Source organism: Bacteroides sp. MSK.20.12 (assembly GCF_019052435.1).
GTDB classification, from domain to species: Bacteria; Bacteroidota; Bacteroidia; order Bacteroidales; family Bacteroidaceae; genus Bacteroides; species Bacteroides xylanisolvens.
In genome coordinates, this window is sequence record NZ_JAHQVH010000052.1 from 1 (window position 1) to 20,189 (window position 20,189).

29 protein-coding genes, 1 tRNA gene and 1 pseudogene are annotated in these 20,189 nt (G+C 51.1%); 22 read left to right on the top strand and 9 right to left on the bottom strand.

Going from position 1 to position 20,189, the window contains the following annotated elements:
* Positions 1 to 142 (bottom strand): annotated as a pseudogene (locus KTR06_RS20775) (DDE transposase); the annotation flags it as partial.
* 396 nt (positions 143 to 538) lie between these two features.
* Between KTR06_RS20775 and KTR06_RS20780 the strand changes: the two are divergent.
* Positions 539 to 751, top strand: coding sequence for a hypothetical protein (locus KTR06_RS20780; RefSeq protein ID WP_004327294.1), 213 nt, complete (start codon positions 539 to 541; stop codon positions 749 to 751).
* Positions 752 to 1,150: 399 nt separating this feature from the next.
* Here KTR06_RS20780 and KTR06_RS20785 read toward each other — a convergent pair whose 3' ends face one another.
* A complete protein-coding gene (locus KTR06_RS20785; RefSeq protein ID WP_004327295.1) occupies positions 1,151 to 1,570 on the bottom strand; it encodes a helix-turn-helix domain-containing protein in 420 nt (139 codons plus the stop codon).
* A 135-nt stretch (positions 1,571 to 1,705) separates the two neighbouring features.
* Between KTR06_RS20785 and KTR06_RS20790 the strand changes: the two genes are divergently transcribed.
* From KTR06_RS20790 to KTR06_RS20865, 17 genes are all read left to right on the top strand, one after another.
* Complete coding sequence (locus tag KTR06_RS20790; protein ID WP_004327296.1) at positions 1,706 to 1,897, top strand: hypothetical protein; 192 nt, start codon at positions 1,706 to 1,708, stop codon at positions 1,895 to 1,897.
* A 10-nt stretch (positions 1,898 to 1,907) separates the two neighbouring features.
* Positions 1,908 to 1,990, top strand: a tRNA-OTHER gene (locus KTR06_RS20795).
* Between the two features lie 26 nt (positions 1,991 to 2,016).
* Positions 2,017 to 2,217: a hypothetical protein gene (locus KTR06_RS20800; RefSeq protein WP_004327297.1), complete on the top strand. Its 201-nt coding sequence runs from the start codon at positions 2,017 to 2,019 to the stop codon at positions 2,215 to 2,217.
* Entirely contained in the window at positions 2,207 to 2,428 is a 222-nt protein-coding gene (locus tag KTR06_RS20805; protein WP_005932418.1) for a hypothetical protein, read from the top strand. The genes KTR06_RS20800 and KTR06_RS20805 overlap by 11 nt, the downstream gene beginning before the upstream one ends.
* Positions 2,429 to 2,443: 15 nt before the next feature.
* Positions 2,444 to 4,483: a kinase gene (locus KTR06_RS20810; RefSeq protein WP_196015747.1), complete on the top strand. Its 2,040-nt coding sequence runs from the start codon at positions 2,444 to 2,446 to the stop codon at positions 4,481 to 4,483.
* Positions 4,484 to 4,518: 35 nt separating this feature from the next.
* Positions 4,519 to 5,388 carry an AAA family ATPase gene (locus KTR06_RS20815; protein ID WP_149935296.1) on the top strand — a complete coding sequence of 290 codons (870 nt, stop codon included), beginning with the start codon at positions 4,519 to 4,521 and terminating at the stop codon, positions 5,386 to 5,388.
* Positions 5,385 to 5,783, top strand: a complete 399-nt coding sequence (locus KTR06_RS20820; protein WP_005846315.1) for a hypothetical protein — start codon at positions 5,385 to 5,387, stop codon at positions 5,781 to 5,783. The genes KTR06_RS20815 and KTR06_RS20820 overlap by 4 nt, the downstream gene beginning before the upstream one ends.
* Positions 5,784 to 5,785: 2 nt before the next feature.
* Entirely contained in the window at positions 5,786 to 6,463 is a 678-nt protein-coding gene (locus KTR06_RS20825; protein ID WP_004325648.1) for a hypothetical protein, read from the top strand.
* Positions 6,460 to 6,696, top strand: coding sequence for a hypothetical protein (locus tag KTR06_RS24810; RefSeq protein WP_004326987.1), 237 nt, complete (start codon positions 6,460 to 6,462; stop codon positions 6,694 to 6,696). Before KTR06_RS20825 ends, KTR06_RS24810 begins: the two co-directional genes overlap by 4 nt.
* A 3-nt stretch (positions 6,697 to 6,699) precedes the next feature.
* The gene (locus tag KTR06_RS20830; RefSeq protein ID WP_217290777.1) at positions 6,700 to 7,605 is read left to right on the top strand and encodes a hypothetical protein; all 906 of its coding nucleotides are present in this window, start codon (positions 6,700 to 6,702) and stop codon (positions 7,603 to 7,605) included.
* A 19-nt stretch (positions 7,606 to 7,624) separates the two neighbouring features.
* Positions 7,625 to 7,930 carry a hypothetical protein gene (locus tag KTR06_RS20835; protein ID WP_217290778.1) on the top strand — a complete coding sequence of 102 codons (306 nt, stop codon included), beginning with the start codon at positions 7,625 to 7,627 and terminating at the stop codon, positions 7,928 to 7,930.
* A gap of 20 nt (positions 7,931 to 7,950) precedes the next feature.
* Entirely contained in the window at positions 7,951 to 8,463 is a 513-nt protein-coding gene (locus KTR06_RS20840; protein WP_008025221.1) for a hypothetical protein, read from the top strand.
* 20 nt (positions 8,464 to 8,483) lie between these two features.
* Entirely contained in the window at positions 8,484 to 8,693 is a 210-nt protein-coding gene (locus tag KTR06_RS20845; protein WP_227238811.1) for a hypothetical protein, read from the top strand.
* A gap of 185 nt (positions 8,694 to 8,878) precedes the next feature.
* Entirely contained in the window at positions 8,879 to 9,322 is a 444-nt protein-coding gene (locus KTR06_RS20850) for a hypothetical protein (RefSeq protein WP_007750725.1), read from the top strand.
* A 21-nt stretch (positions 9,323 to 9,343) separates the two neighbouring features.
* A complete protein-coding gene (locus tag KTR06_RS20855; protein ID WP_042971666.1) occupies positions 9,344 to 9,994 on the top strand; it encodes a DUF3164 family protein in 651 nt (216 codons plus the stop codon).
* A 2-nt stretch (positions 9,995 to 9,996) separates the two neighbouring features.
* Positions 9,997 to 10,212: a hypothetical protein gene (locus tag KTR06_RS20860; RefSeq protein WP_008652655.1), complete on the top strand. Its 216-nt coding sequence runs from the start codon at positions 9,997 to 9,999 to the stop codon at positions 10,210 to 10,212.
* Between the two features lie 107 nt (positions 10,213 to 10,319).
* Complete coding sequence (locus KTR06_RS20865; protein ID WP_007750722.1) at positions 10,320 to 10,589, top strand: hypothetical protein; 270 nt, start codon at positions 10,320 to 10,322, stop codon at positions 10,587 to 10,589.
* A 9-nt stretch (positions 10,590 to 10,598) separates the two neighbouring features.
* On the opposite strand, the gene KTR06_RS20870 is transcribed toward KTR06_RS20865, so the two are convergent.
* Complete coding sequence (locus KTR06_RS20870) at positions 10,599 to 11,045, bottom strand: hypothetical protein (RefSeq protein ID WP_005846330.1); 447 nt, start codon at positions 11,043 to 11,045, stop codon at positions 10,599 to 10,601.
* Positions 11,046 to 11,049: 4 nt separating this feature from the next.
* A complete protein-coding gene (locus KTR06_RS20875) occupies positions 11,050 to 11,682 on the bottom strand; it encodes a hypothetical protein (protein WP_042971665.1) in 633 nt (210 codons plus the stop codon).
* A 68-nt stretch (positions 11,683 to 11,750) separates the two neighbouring features.
* Between KTR06_RS20875 and KTR06_RS20880 the strand changes: the two genes are divergently transcribed.
* A complete protein-coding gene (locus KTR06_RS20880; RefSeq protein WP_005846335.1) occupies positions 11,751 to 11,984 on the top strand; it encodes a hypothetical protein in 234 nt (77 codons plus the stop codon).
* Here KTR06_RS20880 and KTR06_RS20885 read toward each other — a convergent pair.
* From KTR06_RS20885 to KTR06_RS20905, 5 genes are read right to left on the bottom strand one after another with little or no spacing between them, the layout of a single operon-like run.
* Positions 11,967 to 13,382 carry a toxin glutamine deamidase domain-containing protein gene (locus KTR06_RS20885; RefSeq protein WP_042971669.1) on the bottom strand — a complete coding sequence of 472 codons (1,416 nt, stop codon included), beginning with the start codon at positions 13,380 to 13,382 and terminating at the stop codon, positions 11,967 to 11,969. The two genes, KTR06_RS20880 and KTR06_RS20885, sit on opposite strands and share 18 nt — an antisense overlap.
* 17 nt (positions 13,383 to 13,399) lie before the next feature.
* A complete protein-coding gene (locus KTR06_RS20890) occupies positions 13,400 to 14,788 on the bottom strand; it encodes a DUF935 family protein (RefSeq protein WP_005846339.1) in 1,389 nt (462 codons plus the stop codon).
* A gap of 1 nt (position 14,789) precedes the next feature.
* On the bottom strand, positions 14,790 to 15,215 hold the full coding sequence (locus KTR06_RS20895) for a phage protein Gp36 family protein (protein WP_004327405.1): 426 nt from the start codon (positions 15,213 to 15,215) through the stop codon (positions 14,790 to 14,792).
* An 18-nt stretch (positions 15,216 to 15,233) separates the two neighbouring features.
* Positions 15,234 to 16,802: a hypothetical protein gene (locus KTR06_RS20900; RefSeq protein ID WP_149882698.1), complete on the bottom strand. Its 1,569-nt coding sequence runs from the start codon at positions 16,800 to 16,802 to the stop codon at positions 15,234 to 15,236.
* Position 16,803: 1 nt separating this feature from the next.
* Positions 16,804 to 17,250 (bottom strand): hypothetical protein, encoded by a 447-nt coding sequence (locus KTR06_RS20905; RefSeq protein WP_004327418.1) that lies wholly within the window; start codon positions 17,248 to 17,250, stop codon positions 16,804 to 16,806.
* Between the two features lie 196 nt (positions 17,251 to 17,446).
* Between KTR06_RS20905 and KTR06_RS20910 the strand changes: the two genes are divergently transcribed.
* The 3 genes from KTR06_RS20910 to KTR06_RS20920 are packed head-to-tail and all read left to right on the top strand — an operon-like array spanning position 17,447 to position 20,182.
* The gene (locus KTR06_RS20910) at positions 17,447 to 18,484 is read left to right on the top strand and encodes a head maturation protease, ClpP-related (protein ID WP_005846345.1); all 1,038 of its coding nucleotides are present in this window, start codon (positions 17,447 to 17,449) and stop codon (positions 18,482 to 18,484) included.
* Positions 18,485 to 18,494: 10 nt separating this feature from the next.
* Entirely contained in the window at positions 18,495 to 19,718 is a 1,224-nt protein-coding gene (locus KTR06_RS20915) for a BACON domain-containing protein (protein ID WP_005943934.1), read from the top strand.
* The gene (locus tag KTR06_RS20920) at positions 19,718 to 20,182 is read left to right on the top strand and encodes an N-acetylmuramoyl-L-alanine amidase (RefSeq protein WP_004327421.1); all 465 of its coding nucleotides are present in this window, start codon (positions 19,718 to 19,720) and stop codon (positions 20,180 to 20,182) included. Before KTR06_RS20915 ends, KTR06_RS20920 begins: the two co-directional genes overlap by 1 nt.
* Positions 20,183 to 20,189 lie beyond the last annotated feature (7 nt).

Sequence of the window (20,189 nt, forward strand, 5' to 3'; positions counted from 1 at the left end):
ATACGTGCTTAATATCTTCAAACTGCTTGAAAAGTAATTCTGCCCTGATTTTCTGACTCTTGGTCCATTTATCAGGTGATTTAAATAATAAATATCTGCTTCTGGCCAATAATTGCCTGAGTGTATCTCCGTTTTCGAGTTTAAGGGGGAAGAAACGATGCGTGTCAAAGTTTGGTCGGTCTGAAAATATCTGATTGCTTTGGTTTTCAAAGCGTTAGAACGGGGTAGGAGTGAGCTGGGTGGAAAAACGAAGCGTTTACATCGCTTTACATCGAGCTTACATTTGAACCTTGTTTGAACGCCGTTCAAATGAATCTCTTTACATTAGGAGTGGAGTAGGGGAGAATTCAGGCAGTATGGTATTATTTCACTCCGATGCTTTGCCCAGGCCATACTTCCATATACAAAGATAACCAAATGGTGTGATTTATGCAAGTGGAGTAGGGGAGCGCTTCGCTTCTCTCCTATTTTTATTTATTGAAATTATTCCATATAGCTGATATTTGGTATATTTGCAGTGAAATAAATACTATATATCATGAGTAAAGTTATCCATGTACATTTGATTTTTGAGAAAAAGAACATCTACTTTGGTAGTATATCGGCCATTTTTGAAACTCTGACGGAGAAACAGGTCGGAATCACTAAGAGTAGTCTTTTACATGCTGGACTGGTTGATGACATTGCCAAATACACGAAACGTGCAATGATTATTCAGTCTCGCTTGATAACATGTACCAGAAAGGGATAAAATGCCTTAGAACGCAATTAAAAGCCGCAAAAGCGGCTTTTTTTGCCCTTATAAGTGTCAAACTATGATGGAAGGCTGTATTTATCCGTTTGAACGCTTTGAACGTCTTAAAAAGTGGAAAGGTTATTCACTTGCTTATTCATTTGGTTATTCATTTAAGCTATTACAAAAACGAAATGTTTTGATTGCTTATTCATTTGGTTATTCATTTTTGTGCCTATTTTGTTCTAATAAAACGGGGAAATATCTTTTTTTTATTTGGTATTCATCGGTTTTTATAATATTGTAGGGGGTAAATTGTATATAGATAATATTTATTTACTCCCCTGTATTTTTATATATTCTGCTGTAAAATAGTGATTTAACTGTTTTTACCTCCCTTTCCCCATAAAACACGTTTTAGATGGCATTGGCAACCGTAGAATCGCTTGCATCCGAAACACGCCCCGACTTGTCCTGTTTAAGTTGTGTAATTGTCTGTTTGAGCATCCCTATTTCCTCTGCCATTTCTCGAATGGTGGAGTCTTTTTCCCTTAAAACATCCAGAAGCTCCCTAAAATTATTGTTAGCTGTTTCTGGAGGAGCTGTTTCCGTTACTACTGGTGTAATTTTTTCGGCTTCTATATCTTTTAAAAGAAAGTCGTCGATTGATATTCTAAAAAACTTAGATATTTCACATAACAAACTCAATTTAGGTTCTGTATTACCCAGTTCATAGTTTGACATTGTACCTTTTTTGATGCCCAGAAACTCAAATTCATCTAATTTAAGTCCCCTACTCTCCCTTAAATATCTAAGATTCTTAGAAAAAACGCTCATAAATCTAAATTATTTGGATTAATACTTTGTTGTCTAAGAAACTTAGACTATATTTGCCACGTGATTAAAGTTTAAACACGCCCCAAAGCTACAAAAAAGGCTTGAGGTAACAATGAGAATTTAAAAAGAAGCAAAATGGAAGTAAAATTTAAAAAGGGACAAAGTGTGAGAATCACCAAGAGAAATGGTGAGATCATTGATGGTATAGTTCGTGACTGGGATTATAACATTTGTACGTTCGTGCGGGAATATAATATCGATTATATGAAAAATGGTCAGGTTTGGACTGTAATATGTGTTCCGGAGGATGCGATAAAGGAGCTTTAATAATTTTCTCGGGCAGTTAGTTCAGCTGGTAGAACAAACTAAACTCCTATAGTGGAGAGGTTATGGTCCGCGGTTCGAATCCGCGACTGCCCACTACGATAATTTAAATATTAGATAGTATGAAAGAACGAATAGTTGTAGAATACGGTGAGGTGAATAAAATTGCCGAACTGATGGGCTGTACAAACGTGATGGTGAGTCATGCGCTTGCCTTCCGTAAGAACAGCAAACTGGCCCGTTCCATTCGTAAGCTCGCCATTGAGCGCGGTGGATCCAAAGTAGGTGGTAATCCTCAAAATACAAGTAGCCATGAAAAATGATTTGATGACATTGTTCAGCGACCAGCTGCACTGGTTTGCTCGTCTGAAACGAAAACAGCGCTTTTGCGTGCTTTACTTCTGTATGAGTTTCGGGATCCTGCTCTCTATTTTTTTTATTAATCCGCTGCTGGAACTTCTCGTAGTGTTGAATTTCGGGATCTCCGTGCGGCTGCTGAAGAAGCATGTCCCTTTGAATGATTTAGAGGATTGATAATCAAGCTGGGAGATGGAATACTTTGATAATATATTGTGTGTAACTTACAAAGAGTTGCTGGATATAATGCCCAAAGGCACTTTGAATAGCCAGCTGTCCCGAGAAAAACTGGATGTCGTTTCCCGTGGCGGTGGTGAAAATAATCCGGCTCTGTATGCCTATTCCTCCCTTCCCGAGAAATACAAGAAACGTTGGGTTGAGCGTCATGGCGAACCCGAGAAACAAATGAGACAGGAAATGATCCGTAACATAGTGAAGAAAGACGAGAAGGCCGAGAACTTTTTCGAGGATTACCGTTACGACAAGAACGGTGAGATGGTCGCTCTTCCCGAGGATGTGAAGAAGGAATACACCTGGAACGCTTCGGTGCTGAACGCGCTGATGGAAGAGTTCAAACGCTTGAGTTCATCCAATAACAAGCTGACTGGTTTCCGCCGTAACCTTTGGGAACTTCTGCTTGTCACGAGTGAGGAATGGCGTCCGGTGTACGGGCACAGTCTTCCGGGCAGTGTGGGGCGTTTGAAAGCCCTGATAAACAAGTTCCGTCCCGACAACTACGGTGTGCTTGTGAGCGGTAAATACGGCAACAGCAACACGCTGAAGATCGAGGAGGACGGCGGGCGTTACCTTGTTGCATTGAAACGCAGCCGCGTTCCGGTTTATACTGACATGGAGATCTTCGAGGAGTACAACCGTGTCGCTCCGGAACGTGGCTGGAAGCCCCTGAAGAGTCCCCGCAGCCTCCGCGAATGGTTCAACAGCCCGCGTGTCGAACCTCTGTGGTACGATGCCGTTTATGGGGAAATGAAGGCACACCAGCGTTATGACCGCAAGCACCGGACCATCCTTCCGGGCCGTCGTGACAGCCTCTGGTATGGCGACGGCACGAAGCTGAACCTCTACTATCGTGACGAGAACGGAAACAAGTGCACTACAAGCGTGTACGAGGTGGTGGATGCCTATAGTGAAGTCCTGCTCGGTTATTACATCAGCGACAACGAGGACTATATCGCCCAGTACCATGCTTTCCGCATGGCTATCCAGACGAGCCGGCACAAACCCTACGAGATCGTGTGCGACAACCAGGGCGGTCATAAGAAGAACGCGGCGCTGGGCCTTTTCTCGAAGATCAGCCGTATCCACCGCCCGACAGCTCCGTATAATGGCGAATCTAAGACGATTGAGAACATTTTCTACCGCTTCCAGAGCCAGGTATTGAAGAAATGTTTCGGTTTCACCGGGCAGAATATTACGGCAAAGAGAGATACAAGCCGTCCGAATTTGGAATTCATCAACGCGAACATCGACTCCCTCCCCACATTGGAGGAATTGAAGGAACAGTATGCCGCCGCCCGTGAGCAGTGGAATTCAATGAAACACCCTGCCACCGGCATCTCCCGGATTGAGATGTACAATACCAGCGTGAACGAGGCTACCGATGCGGTAAGTGTGTCGGATATGGTGGAGATGTTCTGGTACACGACCGAGAAACCGTCGCTGTTCACCGCCAACGGTATCGAGATCACGGTACAGGGAAAGAAATACCCTTACGAGGTTTTCTCCGCTCCCGGTGAGCCTGATCTGGAATGGCGCCGACGTAACACCTACAAGAAGTTCTATGTCCAGTACGATCCTTATGACATGAGCAGCGTACGTCTGCTGTACAAGGATAAGGGCGGAGCGATGCGCTTTGAGTGTGTGGCTTCGTTCCCGCTGATGATCCACCGTGCCCAGCAGGAGCAGACGGAAGCCGAGAAACGTTTCATCCGCGCCCAGCAGGAGGCCGTCATCAACGAGCGTATAAACCGCCAGGTCGTTGCCAAGGACATCGAGTACGAACATGGTGTCGCACCGGAACAGAACGGTCTGCGTACCCCTGACCTGAAAGGTCTCGGAAAGGAGGCGCAACGCCAGATTGACCGTCGCACAAGAAAATACAGCCAGCCGGCCCGTCCTTCCATCGGCCGAGACATGAAAGTCATCAGCAACGTGACATGGGACAGCTTTGAGAAGAAGGAAGTGAGCATCCGCAAGGTGGTCGGGAAATTATAAGGAACAGATTTATAACAAGATAAAAAATATTGATTATGGAAATTACAATGAAAGAAAAGGACGCCATCAGTGAAAGCCTCCGGGCTTACGTGGCGAAATACCCGAGCCAGACGAAGGCTGCTGGCAGCCTGAAGGGGGTTAGTGTAGGTACTGTTAGCAATATCCTGAATGGCCGTTATGAGAATATCAGCGACGAGATGTTCCGTAATGTCGCCTCGCAGGTCGGTGGTGTAAGCGCTACCGGCTGGCAGATCGTGGAGACCGGTGCTTACCAGGAGATCACGGCTGTACTCTCCGACGCGCAGCGCTGGCGTAACGTCACCTGGGTGACCGGCGAGGCCGGCTGCGGCAAGAGCACCACCGCCCGTGTTTACCTTCAGGAGCACAGGGAGGTTTTCTATATCCTCTGCTCGGAGGACATGAAGAAGGGCGACTTTGTCCGCGAGATCGCCCGTACGGTCGGAATCCGGACCGAAGGGTATAATATCCGTGAGGTGTGGGGACTTATTTTGGATGACATCATCCAGATGGACGCGCCCCTGCTGGTGTTCGACGAGGCGGACAAGCTGACCGAACCGGTGTTCCACTACTTCATCAGCCTGTACAACAAACTGGAGGAGAAATGCGGCGTCGTGTTTTTGAGTACCGATTATATTGCCAAACGCATCAGCAATGGTCTGCGATACCAGAAGCCCGGCTACAAGGAGTTCTACAGCCGTATCGGACGGAAATTTTATGAGCTGGAGCCTACAGACGTGAACGACGTGTTCGCGATCTGTTCCGCCAACGGTGTGACTGACAAGAAAGACATCGATAAGGTGATAAAGGAGGCTTCGACATGTGACTTTGATTTGCGGCGTGTGAGGAAGTCCATTCACAAGGTGAAACGCATGGTGGGGGAATGACTCCCGTTCAAATACCGTTCAAACGTAATTTTAAGGATATGGAAAACAAATTTGAATACTTAAAGATCGACGGTCGCGAGCAGCTTCCTGCTCCCTGGAGCGATTACCCAGTCTTGAGGGAATACGAGACGGTGACCGTTTACCGGAATGGTCGCGACTACCTGGACGCCCTTGTGGGACAGCAGGACGGCTGGTGGGTTGCCGGCGTTCACATGGAGGTGGGCGGTTCCGGTGGCGGTTTCAACCCGGGACGTAAATGGGGACAGTTCTCCACCCGTGAGAATGCCCTTCTGTGGGCGCTCGGCAGGATGCTCTGCCACGAGAAACTGCGGGGTGCCGCACGGCAGGCCGTGCTTGATCAAATAGACAATATCCGACAACTAAAACTGTTCTGACCATGGAAGAAGAGAAAAAGGATAATAAAAAAGCGGGCATGAGACGTGCCTTGAATGTCAGGGACATTCTGAACAAGAAGTATGACGTATTCCCTTTTGAGGGGAAATGGAAGGATGCCTTCGACACTCCGGAAGTCCGGGGCTGCTGGTTCGTGTGGGGCAACAGTGGTAACGGCAAGACCTCTTTCGTGATGCAGCTCTGCAAGGAACTTTGCAAGTATGACCGTGTGGCGTTCAACTCCCTGGAGGAAGGAACTTCTCTGACAGTCCAAAATAACCTGCGGCGCTTTGGTATGGCCGAGGTAAGCCGCCATTTGGCGTTCATCAAGGAGGACATCCCCACCTTGAAGATCAGGCTCCGGCGTCATAAGAGTTTCAACATCGTGATCATTGACAGCTTCCAATACACACAGATGACGTATCGTGACTATATCCAGCTGAAGGAGGAGTTTCCGGACAAGCTGTTTGTTTTCATCAGCCATGCCCGCGGCAAGAATCCTAAAGGTGATGCGGCCACGAGCGTGATGTATGATGCCGACCTGAAGATATGGGTAGAGGGCTACGTCGCCTTCAGTAAGGGACGTTATCAGGGGGCCACTGGTGAATACACAATCTGGGAGAAGGGCGCCTATGACTATTGGAATGTGGCGGGACCGAAACAGAAAGGAGGCCAGGCATGAGCAGGATAAAGAAACAGCTGGAGATTTGTCCTCCCGCCTATATGTGTAAGGGGCCTAACCGTGAGAACTTCGTCAGTACCGGCCACAAGTGTGGTTACTGCAAGGGCAACGGCTGGTTCTGGGGAACGGAAGAGGGCAGCCGCGAGGACGTGCATGTGTCCTGCCCGGTGTGTGGCGGCAGCGGTGAGCTGGATGCGATTATAACAGTGGACTGGAAACCTTCAAGCAAGTGAGCCATGAGAAAGGAGTATTACAACTACGTTGTGAAGCTGCCCGTTCTGCTTCATGAACTGTTCCGCGGGAAGGTTGCCGACTATCATTTTTCCGACATGACGGTAGTGATGAACCACCTGGTGAAGTCCTACATCCGCATGACGGATGGTGGCAGGGTCTCCACGGCCACCCGGCGCATCCTCCTCTGCATGGACCGTATTCCGGACATGTCGTTCTTCTTCCGCCGTCAGGAGAAGTCGGTGCTGTTCTTCGAGATGGATCCGGCCGTTGCCGGCAGCCTGCAGCGTGCCATCATCGCCGGCGGTTGGGGCAACCGCCAGCGTCTTGCCGTCCGCCTGGTGTGCGCCTTCTGTTGCGGTGCCGGTGTGACGTTGAACAACCTTTCGATGGAGCTTGCCTCCGAAGAGGTGTTCCGCCGCCCGGAAGGCTACCTCATACATACCTACGTGAGCAACTACCAGTACGTGTTCCTGAAGGAGACGGCCGCCGCCCAGCGCATGAGCGTGGAGGGTATGCTGACGGCCGCCGCCGAACTGCTGGTGGGGACGGATGATGACGGTTCCGGTTACCATATCCCGGAGAACCTCGGTCGTATCGCTGACAGCGTGCTCGGAATAAAGGGCAGCACGCTGAAGGACTTCCGCCGGCAGCGTCTGGTGAACATCCGCACGAACACCATCGGCCCGGAGCGTATCGCCGTCTTCATGGAAAGGCACGGCATCGCCTCGGCCCGTGAGTTCCTGCGCCGCGTGGTCCTCTTCTTCCTGGAGGCGCGGTACCTGATTTACCGGGGGGAGGTGGAACTTGATGAGGACGATCTTCCCCAGGATGATGAGCCGGACTGGGAGGAGACGATGTTCGAGCAGTGCTCAAAAAGAGATTTCGCTATTTCAACATATAATTATTAACGTTTAAAATTTTACTGAAATGATTACAGAAAAACAGAAAGAGGCAGTACAGGAACTTTGCCGGTATGTGGAGAACTTTTGTAAGGAGAACGACCTTAGCGCCTTTATGAGCGTTACGGCCAGTGAGGACCATCCGGATGGTCTTGAACAGATGACCGGCTCGATCATCACCGGCAAGGGTGAGTATGTTGTCGGCGCCATTTCGGGGACTGTCAAGGCCGACAGCCGTGTTTGTATGCTACTTTCCATGGCACTCATGCAGGCCTACACGAGAAAGACTGACATTAATACTATTCCGTTCGGTGAAAATTTGAATATGAACTGATGAATGTAGCATAAACAGCTATGAGTGAAAATAACAACAAGCAGAAACGTAAACGTGTCTGTCCGCATTGCGGCCGAAAGTTGTGGATGCGTGAGTTCTATCCGTTGAAGAATGGGGGACGGAGTTCCTGGTGTCATGAATGTGTGCTGGCGTACAAGCGTGAACAGTACCGCAAGCACCGGAAGGTTGCTGACGGTACTTTCATGCACCGGACACTGGGACGGCTCGTCGAGCATAAGGGATATTCCACCCGTATCTTTTGGAACGGTAATATGCTTTCCATCATGCGGCGCCACTATCACAATACCCTCAACCGGGAGCTGGCTGAAATGCTCGGTGTTTCCGAACGCAGCGTCACCCGGAAGGCCCGAGAGATGGGACTGGAAAAGGACAAAAGTTTTGTAGCCTCCCTTAGCCGGGAACATTTGTTGCTGGCAAACGCGAGAAGCAAGGAACTGGGATATCCGGGCGGCTTCACCAAGGGGATGAAGTTTCGGGGAAACCAGTACACCGGGAGGATAAGAGTTGAATAACATACAGCACGGTCAATATTATGAGTAAAAAAATGGTAATTGTGGTCACCGCCGTTGGTGTCCGTAAAGTAGTGGAAAAATGGCTCTGTGAGAATATGACTTGCGAGCTGGTTGTGTCACGTAACGCACGCCATGAGTGTTGTGTGGAAGTCATCTATGATAGCGGAAACCCTTCGGTCTTGCGTACCCTTTTGCAGGCTGCCGTGGGTGAAATAATAGAGTTGTGCTGATGTGGTATGAATAGTTTGAGTTAATGAAAATCTGAATAGAATGGGCATACTTGAATTTTTCGACCAGTATAAGTGTACAAAAAATGAAAAAGAGCATCTTCTTGATTATTTGTGTACTATCAGAGTAAAGAGAGTGATTAAGGAAATTAATGACCTTAAAATAAACAAAAAAAAACAGCATAGCCATGCAGATAGACATCAACAGCCGCAAGCAGTTAAATAAACCCGAGAATTATGCGGTGTTTTATAGTCTTTTGAACCGCCTTCCGACATCTGACCGCGATGCTTTGAAGGAAAGCGTAGTTTCCCAGTACACGGACGGACGTACCACGAGTCTGCGCGACATGACACTGAAGGAATACAGTGCGGCCATAGCCGGGATGCGTAAGCTGGTGCCGCCCACTCACCAGGAAGAACTCCGGAAGATTCTCCGTCAGAAGCGTTCCGCGGTACTGCACCAGATGCAGCTGCTGGGCATCAATACGGCCGACTGGGACAAGGTGAACGCTTTCTGCCTGGACAGCCGTATCGCTGGTATGGAGTTCCGTGAACTTGACTGTGAGGCGTTGGACACGTTGCAGGTGAAGCTGCGCGCCATCCGCCGCAAACGTGAGAATAAACAACAGTAATAACCATTTAATTTTTTAGTTATGGACTTGAAAGAACAATTAAAAAGCCTGTCCGTCCAGGACAGAAAGGAGCTTTTGAAACAGCTCCAGCAGGAAGAGAAGGAAAACAAGCGCAATCGTCGCGATGCCTACGAAGGGCTTCGTGCGCAGTTCATGCTTGAAGTGAAGAACAGGCTGTTTCCAGTTGTGGATGACGTGAAGGCCTTCCGTGACTGGGTAGAGAAGGAAGCCGCCTCTTTCCGTGACCTGATGCGTGACTATGGGCAACTTCGCAAGGATGACCAGGCGAGTTTCACCATCGTGGACGGTGACATGAAGCTGGAAGTGAGGAGTAACAAGGTGAAGAGCTTCGACGAGCGTGCCAACCTCGCCGCCGAGCGTCTGGTGGATTACCTGAAGCGTTACGCCATGAGCCGGGAACTCGGTACCGATGATCCGATGTACCAGCTCGGTATGACCATGATCGAGCGTAACCGCCAGGGTGATCTGGACTACAAGTCGGTGAGCAAGCTGTATGAGCTGGAGGACCGTTTCGACAGCGAATACACGGAGATCATGGACCTCTTCCGTGAGAGCAATGTGGTGTACAAGACCGCGGTGAACTACTATTTTCATAAACGTGACGAGAACGGTGTCTGGCGCCGTATCGAGCCTTCATTCTGCCGGTTGTAGTTATGGAAAAGACGAAGAACATCGCGCCGCACGTCATGGCCTGCAAGCGTTGTGAAGGCAAGGGACGTATCTTTTACCTGGACCAGGGAGGAGCTCCTTTATCCGCAAAATGTCCGGTCTGTAATGGCAGCGGACGGGTGAAGGTACAGAGCAAGGTGATCACCCGCATCGAGCCGTTTGTCCCGGGTGAGGATGACACCGAACTGATGACCATGTGATTTTGTTCACACTCTAAACAGAAAAACGCCGCATTCATACACGATGCGGCGTTTTTTTATTAACATCCCCGGTTAAATGCCTAATTTTGCAGCATATACCTGAACTTATGGCCAAAGGACGAGACAAGAACCTGATAGAACTCCGTGATGAAGCCTTGTGCCGCCGTTACTATTACTGGACGGAGGTGCAGCGCCTGCGTTTTGATGATGCCCTGAAAGTGTTGTCCCGGCAGGAGTTTTTCATTTCCGAGGAGCGGATCATGTCCATTATCCGGCGCAAGTGTCGGGAACTGAAGGACTTGGAGGTGAAGCCCGTCCCGAAGGTTAAGAAACCCCGCCTGACAGCCGTCCAGCTTTCCCTGTTCACGGGGGAATGAACCTTCCCCTTACTGCATGGCCGACTCGTCATGCAGCGTGAAGGAATAAACCGTCTCGTACACCTTGATGTTTCCCGGCAGCGAATAGTCCCGGCTCTTTACCCTGACCAGCGGGCTGGTCTCTTCCGTGCACTGGAACTCCTGTAAGGCCTTGTACAGCTCTTTAGCCTTGAGCTGGCGTTCCCTTACCTTGTCATAGGTTCCGGAGGTGTAGTGGGTGTCATCGTAGCAGTCAATGGCCAGTCGTATGGTGATGAGTGACTCGCTTTTCTGTACCCCGTAACCGAGGTCATTCCAGTCCGATTCGGCGTTCCCGATGAGCACGCAGGGGAAGGTTACCGGGTAGTGGTCCTCCTCCGCCCCGGCTTCAAGCTGTCCGTAGTCCTCGTCAATGTATGACAGTTCAGGTATCTTTTCGGCGATGCGTTCCATGATTGCGATAAAAATTTCTTCCATGTTGTTATAAGTTTAAAATATTTCTGATTTCATTCTCCATTTTCCGGTCTATCTTTTCGGACAGTTCCCGGCTTTCCCCGATAAACTGGCGTTGCGGTATTTTTATCCGGAGCTTTTTCTTTTTGGTCAGCGCCAGCCTTTTCCATTTCAGCGCTTCCTGATTTTCCTGCGGTTCATTGTTTGCGGCAGAACCCTTCTTTTTGCCTTTTCTTTTGCCCGTGGCGGCTTTTTTAGCCTTGCCTGAAGCCTGGTAATACTTCGCCCATGCAAAACGCCGCATTTGGGGCGTAACGGTCGGATGCACTTCTCCTCCCCAGTTATTGACCGGCGCATAGACGAGTTCGTTTGCCACCCTCACCCGGTATTCTCCCGGCATGTATTTGACGGAGCTGAAGAGATGGTTCCTTCCGGAGAGCAGCGTCCCGTAGTTCCCTGCCGCATCGGTCCGTCCCGAGGACAGCCTTTTCGCTTTCGGCCACGGGTGTAATCCCCCGTTTACGAATCCTCCCTGCCGGAAATTGTCCTGGAAATGGTCTTTTGCCATTCGTCCGGCGATAACCGGCATCTTCCGTTTCATTAGTCCATCCAGTTCTTTCCGTTTGGCTTTTAGCAGCTTTGAATATTCTTTTATGTCCATGAATGACTGAATTAAAAAATAATTTTATACTTTTGCAGCAAGGCGTTTTTTATGTGCCTTTTTGCGTTATGGAAATACCTAAACAAGTGTCGGAATTAGCAAACAGTAGCGGTTACAACTCCGTTGTCTTATCAGCCAGTTCCCCTGAAGGAAGCATCTATTCCGTGGGCTGTGTTGACGGGGATGGTTTTGAGTTGCCTGTCGGTCTTCCCGCCTTTATTCTGTTCGACGGCCAGTCCTGCCGTCTGGTGGACGGTGAGGAGGGGCTGGCACTTTCTTCCCGTTTATTTGGTGATGAATAGTCCCATGATTTTGGGATTTACCAGTTTGTTGTCTATTCTTATCACTCCCACACGGCCCGCTTTCATGCTCTGTATGTAATTGCTTGCATCATCCTTTCCGGTTTGCGGGTCGAAGAACCTTGTCTTTCCTTCAGTCACCTCCGCGCAGAACACGTGTGCGGAGCCGCCTTTCCAGGCACAATATATCTCGTATATTCCATCCTCTCTGAATTTTTCCCTGAAGTATTCCTTCAGCCGGTTTGCATTCATTACTTGATATCCCTTTCTGACCTGCCATTTATAGGTATAGTCATAATCCGGCTTTGTTCCGTCCCGGTTCAGGAAACGTTCTTCCCATGTGATACCTTGTTTTGCCATTTCATTGTATGCGCTTTGTCTGATGTTGGGTTTTGCCTCGATGTCAAACCCCAACCTTCTGAGCATGTGTGTCACGGTGCAGGTCTGGCAATTCACGCGGTATCCTTCCTCTTTTCCGAATTTAGGGTTCTCCTTTCCCTTGTTCGCCTGTTCGTATGTCATCGGCTTGCCTTTGGTAACGCCGAGTGCCTTTTCTATCTTGAGATTGTTGCGGGCGATGTCGGTTTTTTCCTCCAGCGTCAGGTTGTCCGGCATTTCGGCTATCATTTCGTTGATGCGCCTGGTCAGTGCGTCCACGGCTTTTCTTGCTCCCGGATGCGCTTCAGTAACGTAGGGGTGTTTGTCTGAAAACAGTTTGCCGTCTTTTCCCGGATTGTTTTCCAGACCGTCATGTGCCTTGTTCTGCCCGTTTTCGTCCGGTACCGCTGTCGGCGCTTCATCCGTTGATGAGAGCGTGCACTTGCAGTTCCACCGGTCCCCCGGTCTGTGCTCGTTCCAGAACGGATCATCGACGGGGCGTATGGTTCCCCAGAATATTCTGTGGTCGGCTCCCGGATGTATGGATGTGGACGGCATCCATTTGAGATTCGGCAATATGTCCTTTTCCCTTTCGAACTGTCTCCAGTCCGCGGCCTGGTGTGCCCGTATGACGGCCGTGTCGTATTCTGTACGCAGCCAATGGATCATCTGGTGGTCGGCTATGGGCATGGCTTCCTTCACCCACTGTTCAAACGGCTTTAAACTTCCGTTTTTGTCCAGCAGCAGCGCTGCCATGTCGTTCTGTGCCCTGTGTACCTTGAAAGCTGCGAACACGGCGTTGTTCATTCGGATTTCACGGTAGAAGTCATAATCCGGATCATCGGTTTTCCGTGTCCCAAACCCCTTGTCGGTGGCTTTGTTCATCGTTTTCCACGTGGCCTCGAACAGGTTCTCCTCGATGTCGGTCATTGGATGGAAATCTTTGCTGTATATGTTCTTCAGGGCTTTCTTCAGTACCTCTTCATCGAACGAGAATAAAGTTTCCACCTGTTTGTCCTCCATTCTGTAGAGGTCGTTCATCACCATTCTAAAGCTGCCCCGTCTCTCCCCGGGGCTTTCCCGAAAAAACGTTTCAGCCAGTTGTATGCGTTTTTAAGGGCATTTTTCTTTTCTTTGGGTGTTCCTTTACCGTGCTTTTCCAGTTCCGGTTCTTCTTCCGGATCCGGTTCATCCTCTTCCGCCTTTTCGGTCTTTCGGGCCTTCGCCGCCTCGATTTCCGCCGCTTTCTCCTCCTGGCGTTTCTTCAGCTCGTCATAGTTTGCCGGTTTCTCGATCCCGAATTCCTCGTAGAGGTAGTCGTCACCTACCGGCAGGTTGAAGTTCGTGCGCAGCTGTGTGAGGATGGACATCTTTTTCTCCGGTTCGATAAGCTTCTTTTCCGGATAGCAGAACTCCCCGCCTGTGGTGTCTATTCCGAGCATTGCGAATATGTCGGCCATGTCATAGTTGAGCACGTCGAGGATGTCCTGCCTGTCGGAGAGCGTCACTTTCTCCTCCACGTCCTTGTGTACGGTTCCCAGTGCCTGTGTGCCCTTGTCGGAGGCTTCGGTGGTGAGCGTGTTTCCGAGGAATAGCTTTGAGATTTCGTTGTTGCAGCGCTCGCAGAGCTTGTCGTAGAGGTCCGCGCTCCCTGTCTTGTTCGCGGCTTCCACGAGCTTGAGCACCGTATCCTCCGCGTGCACGAAAACCGACAGGCTTCCGGTGCTGTCCGCGTCGTCCAGCGCCTTCTGCCGTGCCTCGTCGTCATCCGTGGGATACGTGTACTCCCTGATGGGCGCTCCGAACACTTCCGCGAACTGTGCCCAGTCCGCCACGTCGTTACGTTTGTATATCACCCAGATGGCTGCTTTCACCAGCAGTCCGGGATCGTCGGGTGAACCGATGAACAACAGGTCGGGGTACTCGTCCCAGGACGTCCCGGTGGTGTCCGTCTGGTGCCGCAGTATGAGCCTGCGCACGGGATCGACGTGTTTGCGCGGTATCAGGTCGTAGTTCACCCATTCCCCCTTGCGGTAGAACTGCACGAGTGAGAACCCCCAGAATTTGGCGTCCAGGATGTCCCCTATGAACTTCCGGAACCATGGGGACCTGATCTGCTTGTTCACCTTCTCGTCCGGCTTCCCGTTCCTGCGGAATTCTATGGAAGATGCCAGTGCGGCATTCTTCCGTTTCTCTATGACACTTGTCAGGTGCGTATCCATGAGTATGTCGCTGAACAGGTCGTACAGCCTGAAGCGTCTGGAGTAGTCCACATTCTCGAAAGCCCTTACCGCGAGCATGTAGTCCGCTATGTCTATACCGAACCTTCTGGGCTGTGTCAGTATGATGGTTGCGGGTCCTTTCTGCCCGGGCCTCGGCAGGTTCCCGCTTTGGGTTATCTTTCCGGCCCCTTTCTTTCTTTTGCTCATATTACCAATGGTTTACACGTTTACGGTTGCTTTTGATAAGGAAATTGGATTTTGCCGCCCTCGTCTCTTCGGACAGCAGGGGCAGGCCGTCCACCGATATCTCCTCGGCCGCCACGGCTTTCAGCCATTCAACCGCCCTTTCGTGGCGTTCCTTCCGCAGCGGTGACAGGTTCCTCGGGTTATGTATGCAGAAAATGTGGTACACGGCTATGTCGATGGCCATCATCAGGACAAGCTGGTTGCGTTTGTCACCGGTTGCCGTGAATATTTTGTCACAGTCGTAACGTCTGGAAAGGTAGCAGCGCATCTCGGCGACGGCGCGGTCCTCGCATATCTCCACGACGGCGTCGTCCTCCCTTGTCAGTGCGTCCAGAATCTCGCGGTGTATGCTCGCGTCGTAGTCTGAAAGTTCGATAAATTTGCTCATAATGATAGGTATTGAAGTTTACACTCTGTATTTGTTTTGTGACCGCGTGCTTTTCCTTGTGACAATGACGGGCTTTTCCGACTGTCTGGCCTTGCGGTCTATAATTCTGTTTCCCCCCTCCACGCAGTCGGGTCCGTCTGCCGGATAGGTCAGTTGCAGGTTGAACAGCTTGAACTGTTCCGCCATCCGTTTCATGTGCGGGTTGTCCTTTTCGGCCTCGTTGAGTATCAGGTTCCCCTCCCGGTTGAGCGGTTCCAGGTTCGCCTCGATACGTGTGGCCTTGTCGGTTTTCTTCTCCTCGTCTCCGGTGATGTACAGTGATATTTTCCTTTCCCTGCGTATCCGCCGCACGATGGGCTGGAATACCTGCTGGAAAAAAGGATCCTGTAATTTGTTGTTCTCCATGTAACAGTACACGGTGGTTTTTCCGCCCACGAACTCCAGCAGCTTGATGTACCACTCTACAAATTCCGCGTTCAGCCCCCTGTCCAGGAACGTTTTTATCAGATAAAGCCTTCCCGCGAGTTTCCCGAGCAGGCACACCGTTTTGGTGGAACTTTTTTTCGTCTTGTTCTCTCCCGGTGCGGGGTCCCCGTATATCACCAGGAACTTGAACCTGGAGAGTGCCGGCACTTTCCCGTAGGTGATTTCCGCGAACACGCCGCCGTCCACCACCGGGTTGTTGAAGAACTCTTTCTGTGCCGCCGCCGCGCTCACCAGTGAAAGGAAGAGGTCGATATCCTCCTCGGAGTTCTTTTCGGGCCATACGGACAGTCCGTCCTTTCCCCGGATGTTGATGATATCCACGTGCCCGATTCCTTTCGCTTTCAGTTCGGTGGCCTTTTCGATGGCCCTTTTGATGCAGCAGTCCGGCGCGATGATGTTTCCGTTGAACAGGATGCGGTAGTTTCCCGATACGGACATGGTCGGTATCAGCGCCTCCTCCAGCCATTTCCATTTGGTTTTGATCCGTTCCGGATTCCGGCACTCCTCGTCGGTGTCTATATCGTCCACCAGAATGAAGTCCGGCCGGAAGTTCTTGTTACGCGTACCGCGCGGTGACTGCCCGGCTCCGATGGCGCGGAAGGAGCATCCGGACATGCAGGTGAACTCCCCGGTTTCCCACGCTCCCGGTTTTTTCTGCTGTCCGTAGTCCTGTATGATCCGCTGGTTCTCCTCGAAGTTCGCCATGAACGGCAGCAGTAGCCTTTCCGCATTGTCAGCCGAGTTGGAGATCAGCAGCACGTTGCGTATCTTTTTTGTCAGTGCCAGTTTGGATATCTCCATCATGGAGCGTGCGGATTTCGCCAGCTCGCGTGACCAGGCCCTTACCTCGTACCAGCGGTTGTTCCTCATCAGCCGCCCGGTGGCTTTTTTGTGGAAGGCGGCGGACTCGCAGGTGCAATACATGGCGAAGTAGTATTTGAACCACTCCTCGTCGTTCTTCTCCAGCCTTTCCCGCCTCTGCCTGATTTCCGTTTCCGTGTCCGTGGGGTTGATGTCCGAATGTTCTCGCACGGATGCCACCAGCTCGTTCCAGTTGTCCAGTGCGATCCTGTCCTGGGGTGTGAGTCTTTTCTTTGCCATGTCAGGATAATTTTGATTTGACAAACGCGTCCAGAAGCGGGGTGATCTCCTTCGCCTGCGTGGAATCGTAGGTCCGCACCCATTTGAGCAGGTCGGAGAACACGGAGATGATGTCCGCCAGCCCCACTTCCGTTTCCAGTTTCTTGATGGCGTTCGACAGTTTGGAAATGGTGTCCGCTTCCGCGGCGTTCGGGAACCGTTCCCCTTCCGGCTTTCCCATGATGGCGTTGTTGAGTTCCGCCAGCTGCCGGTACAGGTTCTTCAGCTGCTCCTCCCGTGTGATGGTTATGGAAGCCTTCAGCTGCTCCCAGTTTCCTTTGCCTATCCAGTTGTTCACAGTCACCCGTGAAACCCCCACACGCTCGGCTATTTCCGCCTGCGTGAGCGTTTCGCGGGTGTAGAGCGTTTTCGCCCATGCCTTTTTCTGCTCGTTTGTAAGTTCGGCCATATTACCTCCTTTTTTACGTGCAAAATTGATAAGGAAAAGGAGCGAAAAAAAACGCGCTCCGCATGATGACATTTTAAAGCGTCATGGCAATCCTTTAAAGTCTCCATGATGAAAACGCGGTTTGAAAAAGGCTTTTAATCCCCCTAATTTCGCACCGTAAACTTTGCAGGGAAGGACCTGCCAAAACGATAGTGACATGAGTAGATTTTTCAATATGATACCCGGAACCGATGCCTGTTGCATCCTTCTTTACGGTGACATCGGTGAGTACGATGATAACGTGCGCAGCGGTGATATTGCCCGTGAACTTCTGGAAGCGGAAGCCCTGACCGGGAAGGTGGACGTGCGTATCAACAGCAACGGCGGCGAGGTTTATTCGGGCATCGCCATTTTCAATGCCTTGAAGAACAGCAAGGCCGACATTACCATCTACGTGGACGGCATCGCCGCCAGCATGGCCTCCGTCATCGCCCTTTGCGGCAAGCCCGTGCAGATGAGCCGTTATGCCCGTCTGATGCTTCACAGTGTCCAGGGCGGCTGTTACGGCAACAAGGATGAGATGAAGGACTGCATCCGTGAGATCGAGGCGCTTGAGGATACCCTTTGCGAGATGTATGCCACCCGTATGGGCAAGGACAAGGAGGAAATCCGCGCGATGTATTTTGACGGCAAGGATCACTGGCTGCGTGCCGACGAGGCGCTGGCGCTGGGGCTTATCGACGGTATTTATGACGCTGACCCGGTACCGGAGGACAGTACCCCCGAACAAGTATTTCAAATATTCAATAACCGGCTGCACAAGCCACAAAACGAGAATAGCATGAATTTAGACGAACTCAAGAGACGTCCGCGGTTCAAGAACTGTGCGACGGATGACGATTTCCTGCGTGAAATCGGACTGCTGGAAACGGAGGCTGGCAAAGTCCCGGCCCTTGATGCCGAGGTCACCCGCCTGAAGGGCGAACTGAAGGTGTTCCAGGACAAGGCGGATGCGGATGACGCTGCCGCGCGTAAGAAACTGCTTGATGATGCGGAACAGGACGGCCGTATCGATGCCGCCACCCGCCCCATCTATGAGAACCTTCTGGCAAAAGACCGGGAGAACGGGGAAAAGGCATTGGAGAAGCTTTCCCCCAAACGTAGTGTCATGACCGACCTTCGTGTGAATCCGACGGGTGAAAGCCCCTGGAACAAGCGCATGAGCGAGATTAAGGACAAGTTGAACCATAAATAAAACATTTGCCATGGCAATAGTAGTAAGAAACACGAATTACAACGGCGAGGTACTGGAGAAAATACTGGTCCTGGCCACCACCGGGAATGACCTTGTAGAAAAAGGTCTGATCATGGTGATCCCCGGTGTGGAGAAAAAAATCAGCCTGCCGCGTATCAAGACCGGCAAGATGCTCCAGAAGCGTAAGGAGAACCCGACTTTGGAAGACTCGAAAGGCAATTTCAATTACTCGGAGAAATCACTGGATCCGGAGGACTTCATGGCGTTCACGACTTTCAATCCCCGTGCCTTCGAGCATGTTTGGCGCAAGTGGCAGCCGAAGGGCAACCTCGTGTTTGCCGAACTTCCCCCCGAAGCGCAGAACACGCTTCTGGATGAACTTAGCAAGAGTGTGAAGTTCGAGCTGGGCTGGCATTACCTGAACGGCGAGTTCGGTTCGGACGACGACCACCTTTTCAACGGTATCCTGACCCAGGCGGCTAAAGATCCGGATGTGATCGTGGTTCCGGCTCCTTCCGATACTTCCATGATCGGCAAGTTGAAGGCTGTCCGCAAGGCTATTCCAAAAGCCCTGCGTGAGAATCCGAACCTGCGTATCCTGATGAGTATTGACGACTTCGACAAGTACGATGACGAGCTGACCGAACGCGAGTACAAGAACACGAGCGAGACGGACATCAACAAGAAGCGTTACAAGGGCATCACCATCGAGACGCTGAATTCCTGGCCTGATGGCCTTATCGTAGCCACGCTCTGCTCGATGAGCGCTGACGGCAACCTTTTTGCCGGTGTGAACCTCCAGGACGACGAGGAGGTGATCCAGATTGACAAGTGGATGAACTCCAGCGAGCTGTACTTCTTCAAGCTGCTGATGAAGGCCGATACGGAAATCGCCTTCGGCGAGGAGTTCGTGGTGCTTGACACCCGTGAGACTCCGGTGTTCAAGGCAGTGGAACGCAGCATTTCTGCCGACCCGGCCGCTCTTTCCTTCAAGGCCGCCGGTGAGAGCAAGGAGGTGAAGGTCACTGCCTCCGGTGATTACAGCGTGGTTTCCATTCCTGCCGGTTTCACGGCAGTCGGTACCGATGGCTCTCTGACGGTCACCGCCGGTGTGAACAGTAGCGGCAAGGCGGTATCCGGCACACTTGTACTGGGCCTGGACGCCGATCCGGAGAAGAAGGTGGAGATAGCACTGTCCCAGGCGGCCGTTGATGAAGAGGAAGGCGGTGAGTGATGGGAAAGCTGAAGTATCTTGTCATCCATTGCACGGCCACTCCTGAAGGGCGTGAGGTAAGCGGTGCGGAGATTCGCGCCTGGCATACGAACCCCGTCTCAAAGGGCGGCCGCGGCTGGAAGCAGGTGGGCTATACCGACCTGTTCCATTTGAACGGCGGAGTGGAACGCCTGGTGAACAATAACGAGGACGCGAATGTGGACCCGTGGGAAGTGACCAACGGCGTGGCCGGTTACAATTCCGTGAGCCGCCATATCGTCTATGCCGGCGGGTGTGCAAAGGATGGTAAAACGCCTGCGGACACCCGTACCTCCTGGCAGAAAAAGGCGCTTGAGAAGTACGTGAAGGATTTCCATCGTCGTTTTCCCGATGTGAGAATCGTCGGTCACAATGAACTGGCGGCCAAAGCCTGCCCCAGTTTTGATGTACAGAGATGGCTTAAACAAATAGGTATAACTCAATAAATCAACA

Bases quoted from the DNA above. Each gene is read 5' to 3' on its own strand.
- KTR06_RS20805 (WP_005932418.1), top strand. From the start codon at position 2,207: ATGAAAAATGATTTGATGACATTGTTCAGCGACCAGCTGCACTGGTTT.
- KTR06_RS20920 (WP_004327421.1), top strand. From the start codon at position 19,718: ATGGGAAAGCTGAAGTATCTTGTCATCCATTGCACGGCCACTCCTGAA.
- KTR06_RS20900 (WP_149882698.1), bottom strand. From the start codon at position 16,802: ATGGCAAAGAAAAGACTCACACCCCAGGACAGGATCGCACTGGACAAC.
- KTR06_RS20790 (WP_004327296.1), top strand. From the start codon at position 1,706: ATGGAAGTAAAATTTAAAAAGGGACAAAGTGTGAGAATCACCAAGAGA.
- KTR06_RS20780 (WP_004327294.1), top strand. From the start codon at position 539: ATGAGTAAAGTTATCCATGTACATTTGATTTTTGAGAAAAAGAACATC.
- KTR06_RS20895 (WP_004327405.1), bottom strand. From the start codon at position 15,215: ATGAGCAAATTTATCGAACTTTCAGACTACGACGCGAGCATACACCGC.
- KTR06_RS20855 (WP_042971666.1), top strand. From the start codon at position 9,344: ATGGACTTGAAAGAACAATTAAAAAGCCTGTCCGTCCAGGACAGAAAG.
- KTR06_RS20800 (WP_004327297.1), top strand. From the start codon at position 2,017: ATGAAAGAACGAATAGTTGTAGAATACGGTGAGGTGAATAAAATTGCC.
- KTR06_RS20910 (WP_005846345.1), top strand. From the start codon at position 17,447: ATGAGTAGATTTTTCAATATGATACCCGGAACCGATGCCTGTTGCATC.
- KTR06_RS20785 (WP_004327295.1), bottom strand. From the start codon at position 1,570: ATGAGCGTTTTTTCTAAGAATCTTAGATATTTAAGGGAGAGTAGGGGA.
- KTR06_RS20905 (WP_004327418.1), bottom strand. From the start codon at position 17,250: ATGGCCGAACTTACAAACGAGCAGAAAAAGGCATGGGCGAAAACGCTC.
- KTR06_RS20850 (WP_007750725.1), top strand. From the start codon at position 8,879: ATGCAGATAGACATCAACAGCCGCAAGCAGTTAAATAAACCCGAGAAT.
- KTR06_RS20820 (WP_005846315.1), top strand. From the start codon at position 5,385: ATGACTCCCGTTCAAATACCGTTCAAACGTAATTTTAAGGATATGGAA.
- KTR06_RS20885 (WP_042971669.1), bottom strand. From the start codon at position 13,382: ATGGAGGACAAACAGGTGGAAACTTTATTCTCGTTCGATGAAGAGGTA.
- KTR06_RS20845 (WP_227238811.1), top strand. From the start codon at position 8,484: ATGAGTAAAAAAATGGTAATTGTGGTCACCGCCGTTGGTGTCCGTAAA.
- KTR06_RS20870 (WP_005846330.1), bottom strand. From the start codon at position 11,045: ATGGAAGAAATTTTTATCGCAATCATGGAACGCATCGCCGAAAAGATA.
- KTR06_RS20830 (WP_217290777.1), top strand. From the start codon at position 6,700: ATGAGAAAGGAGTATTACAACTACGTTGTGAAGCTGCCCGTTCTGCTT.
- KTR06_RS20815 (WP_149935296.1), top strand. From the start codon at position 4,519: ATGGAAATTACAATGAAAGAAAAGGACGCCATCAGTGAAAGCCTCCGG.
- KTR06_RS20860 (WP_008652655.1), top strand. From the start codon at position 9,997: ATGGAAAAGACGAAGAACATCGCGCCGCACGTCATGGCCTGCAAGCGT.
- KTR06_RS20835 (WP_217290778.1), top strand. From the start codon at position 7,625: ATGATTACAGAAAAACAGAAAGAGGCAGTACAGGAACTTTGCCGGTAT.
- KTR06_RS20915 (WP_005943934.1), top strand. From the start codon at position 18,495: ATGGCAATAGTAGTAAGAAACACGAATTACAACGGCGAGGTACTGGAG.
- KTR06_RS20890 (WP_005846339.1), bottom strand. From the start codon at position 14,788: ATGAGCAAAAGAAAGAAAGGGGCCGGAAAGATAACCCAAAGCGGGAAC.
- KTR06_RS20875 (WP_042971665.1), bottom strand. From the start codon at position 11,682: ATGGACATAAAAGAATATTCAAAGCTGCTAAAAGCCAAACGGAAAGAA.
- KTR06_RS20810 (WP_196015747.1), top strand. From the start codon at position 2,444: ATGGAATACTTTGATAATATATTGTGTGTAACTTACAAAGAGTTGCTG.
- KTR06_RS20865 (WP_007750722.1), top strand. From the start codon at position 10,320: ATGGCCAAAGGACGAGACAAGAACCTGATAGAACTCCGTGATGAAGCC.
- KTR06_RS20825 (WP_004325648.1), top strand. From the start codon at position 5,786: ATGGAAGAAGAGAAAAAGGATAATAAAAAAGCGGGCATGAGACGTGCC.
- KTR06_RS20880 (WP_005846335.1), top strand. From the start codon at position 11,751: ATGGAAATACCTAAACAAGTGTCGGAATTAGCAAACAGTAGCGGTTAC.
- KTR06_RS24810 (WP_004326987.1), top strand. From the start codon at position 6,460: ATGAGCAGGATAAAGAAACAGCTGGAGATTTGTCCTCCCGCCTATATG.
- KTR06_RS20840 (WP_008025221.1), top strand. From the start codon at position 7,951: ATGAGTGAAAATAACAACAAGCAGAAACGTAAACGTGTCTGTCCGCAT.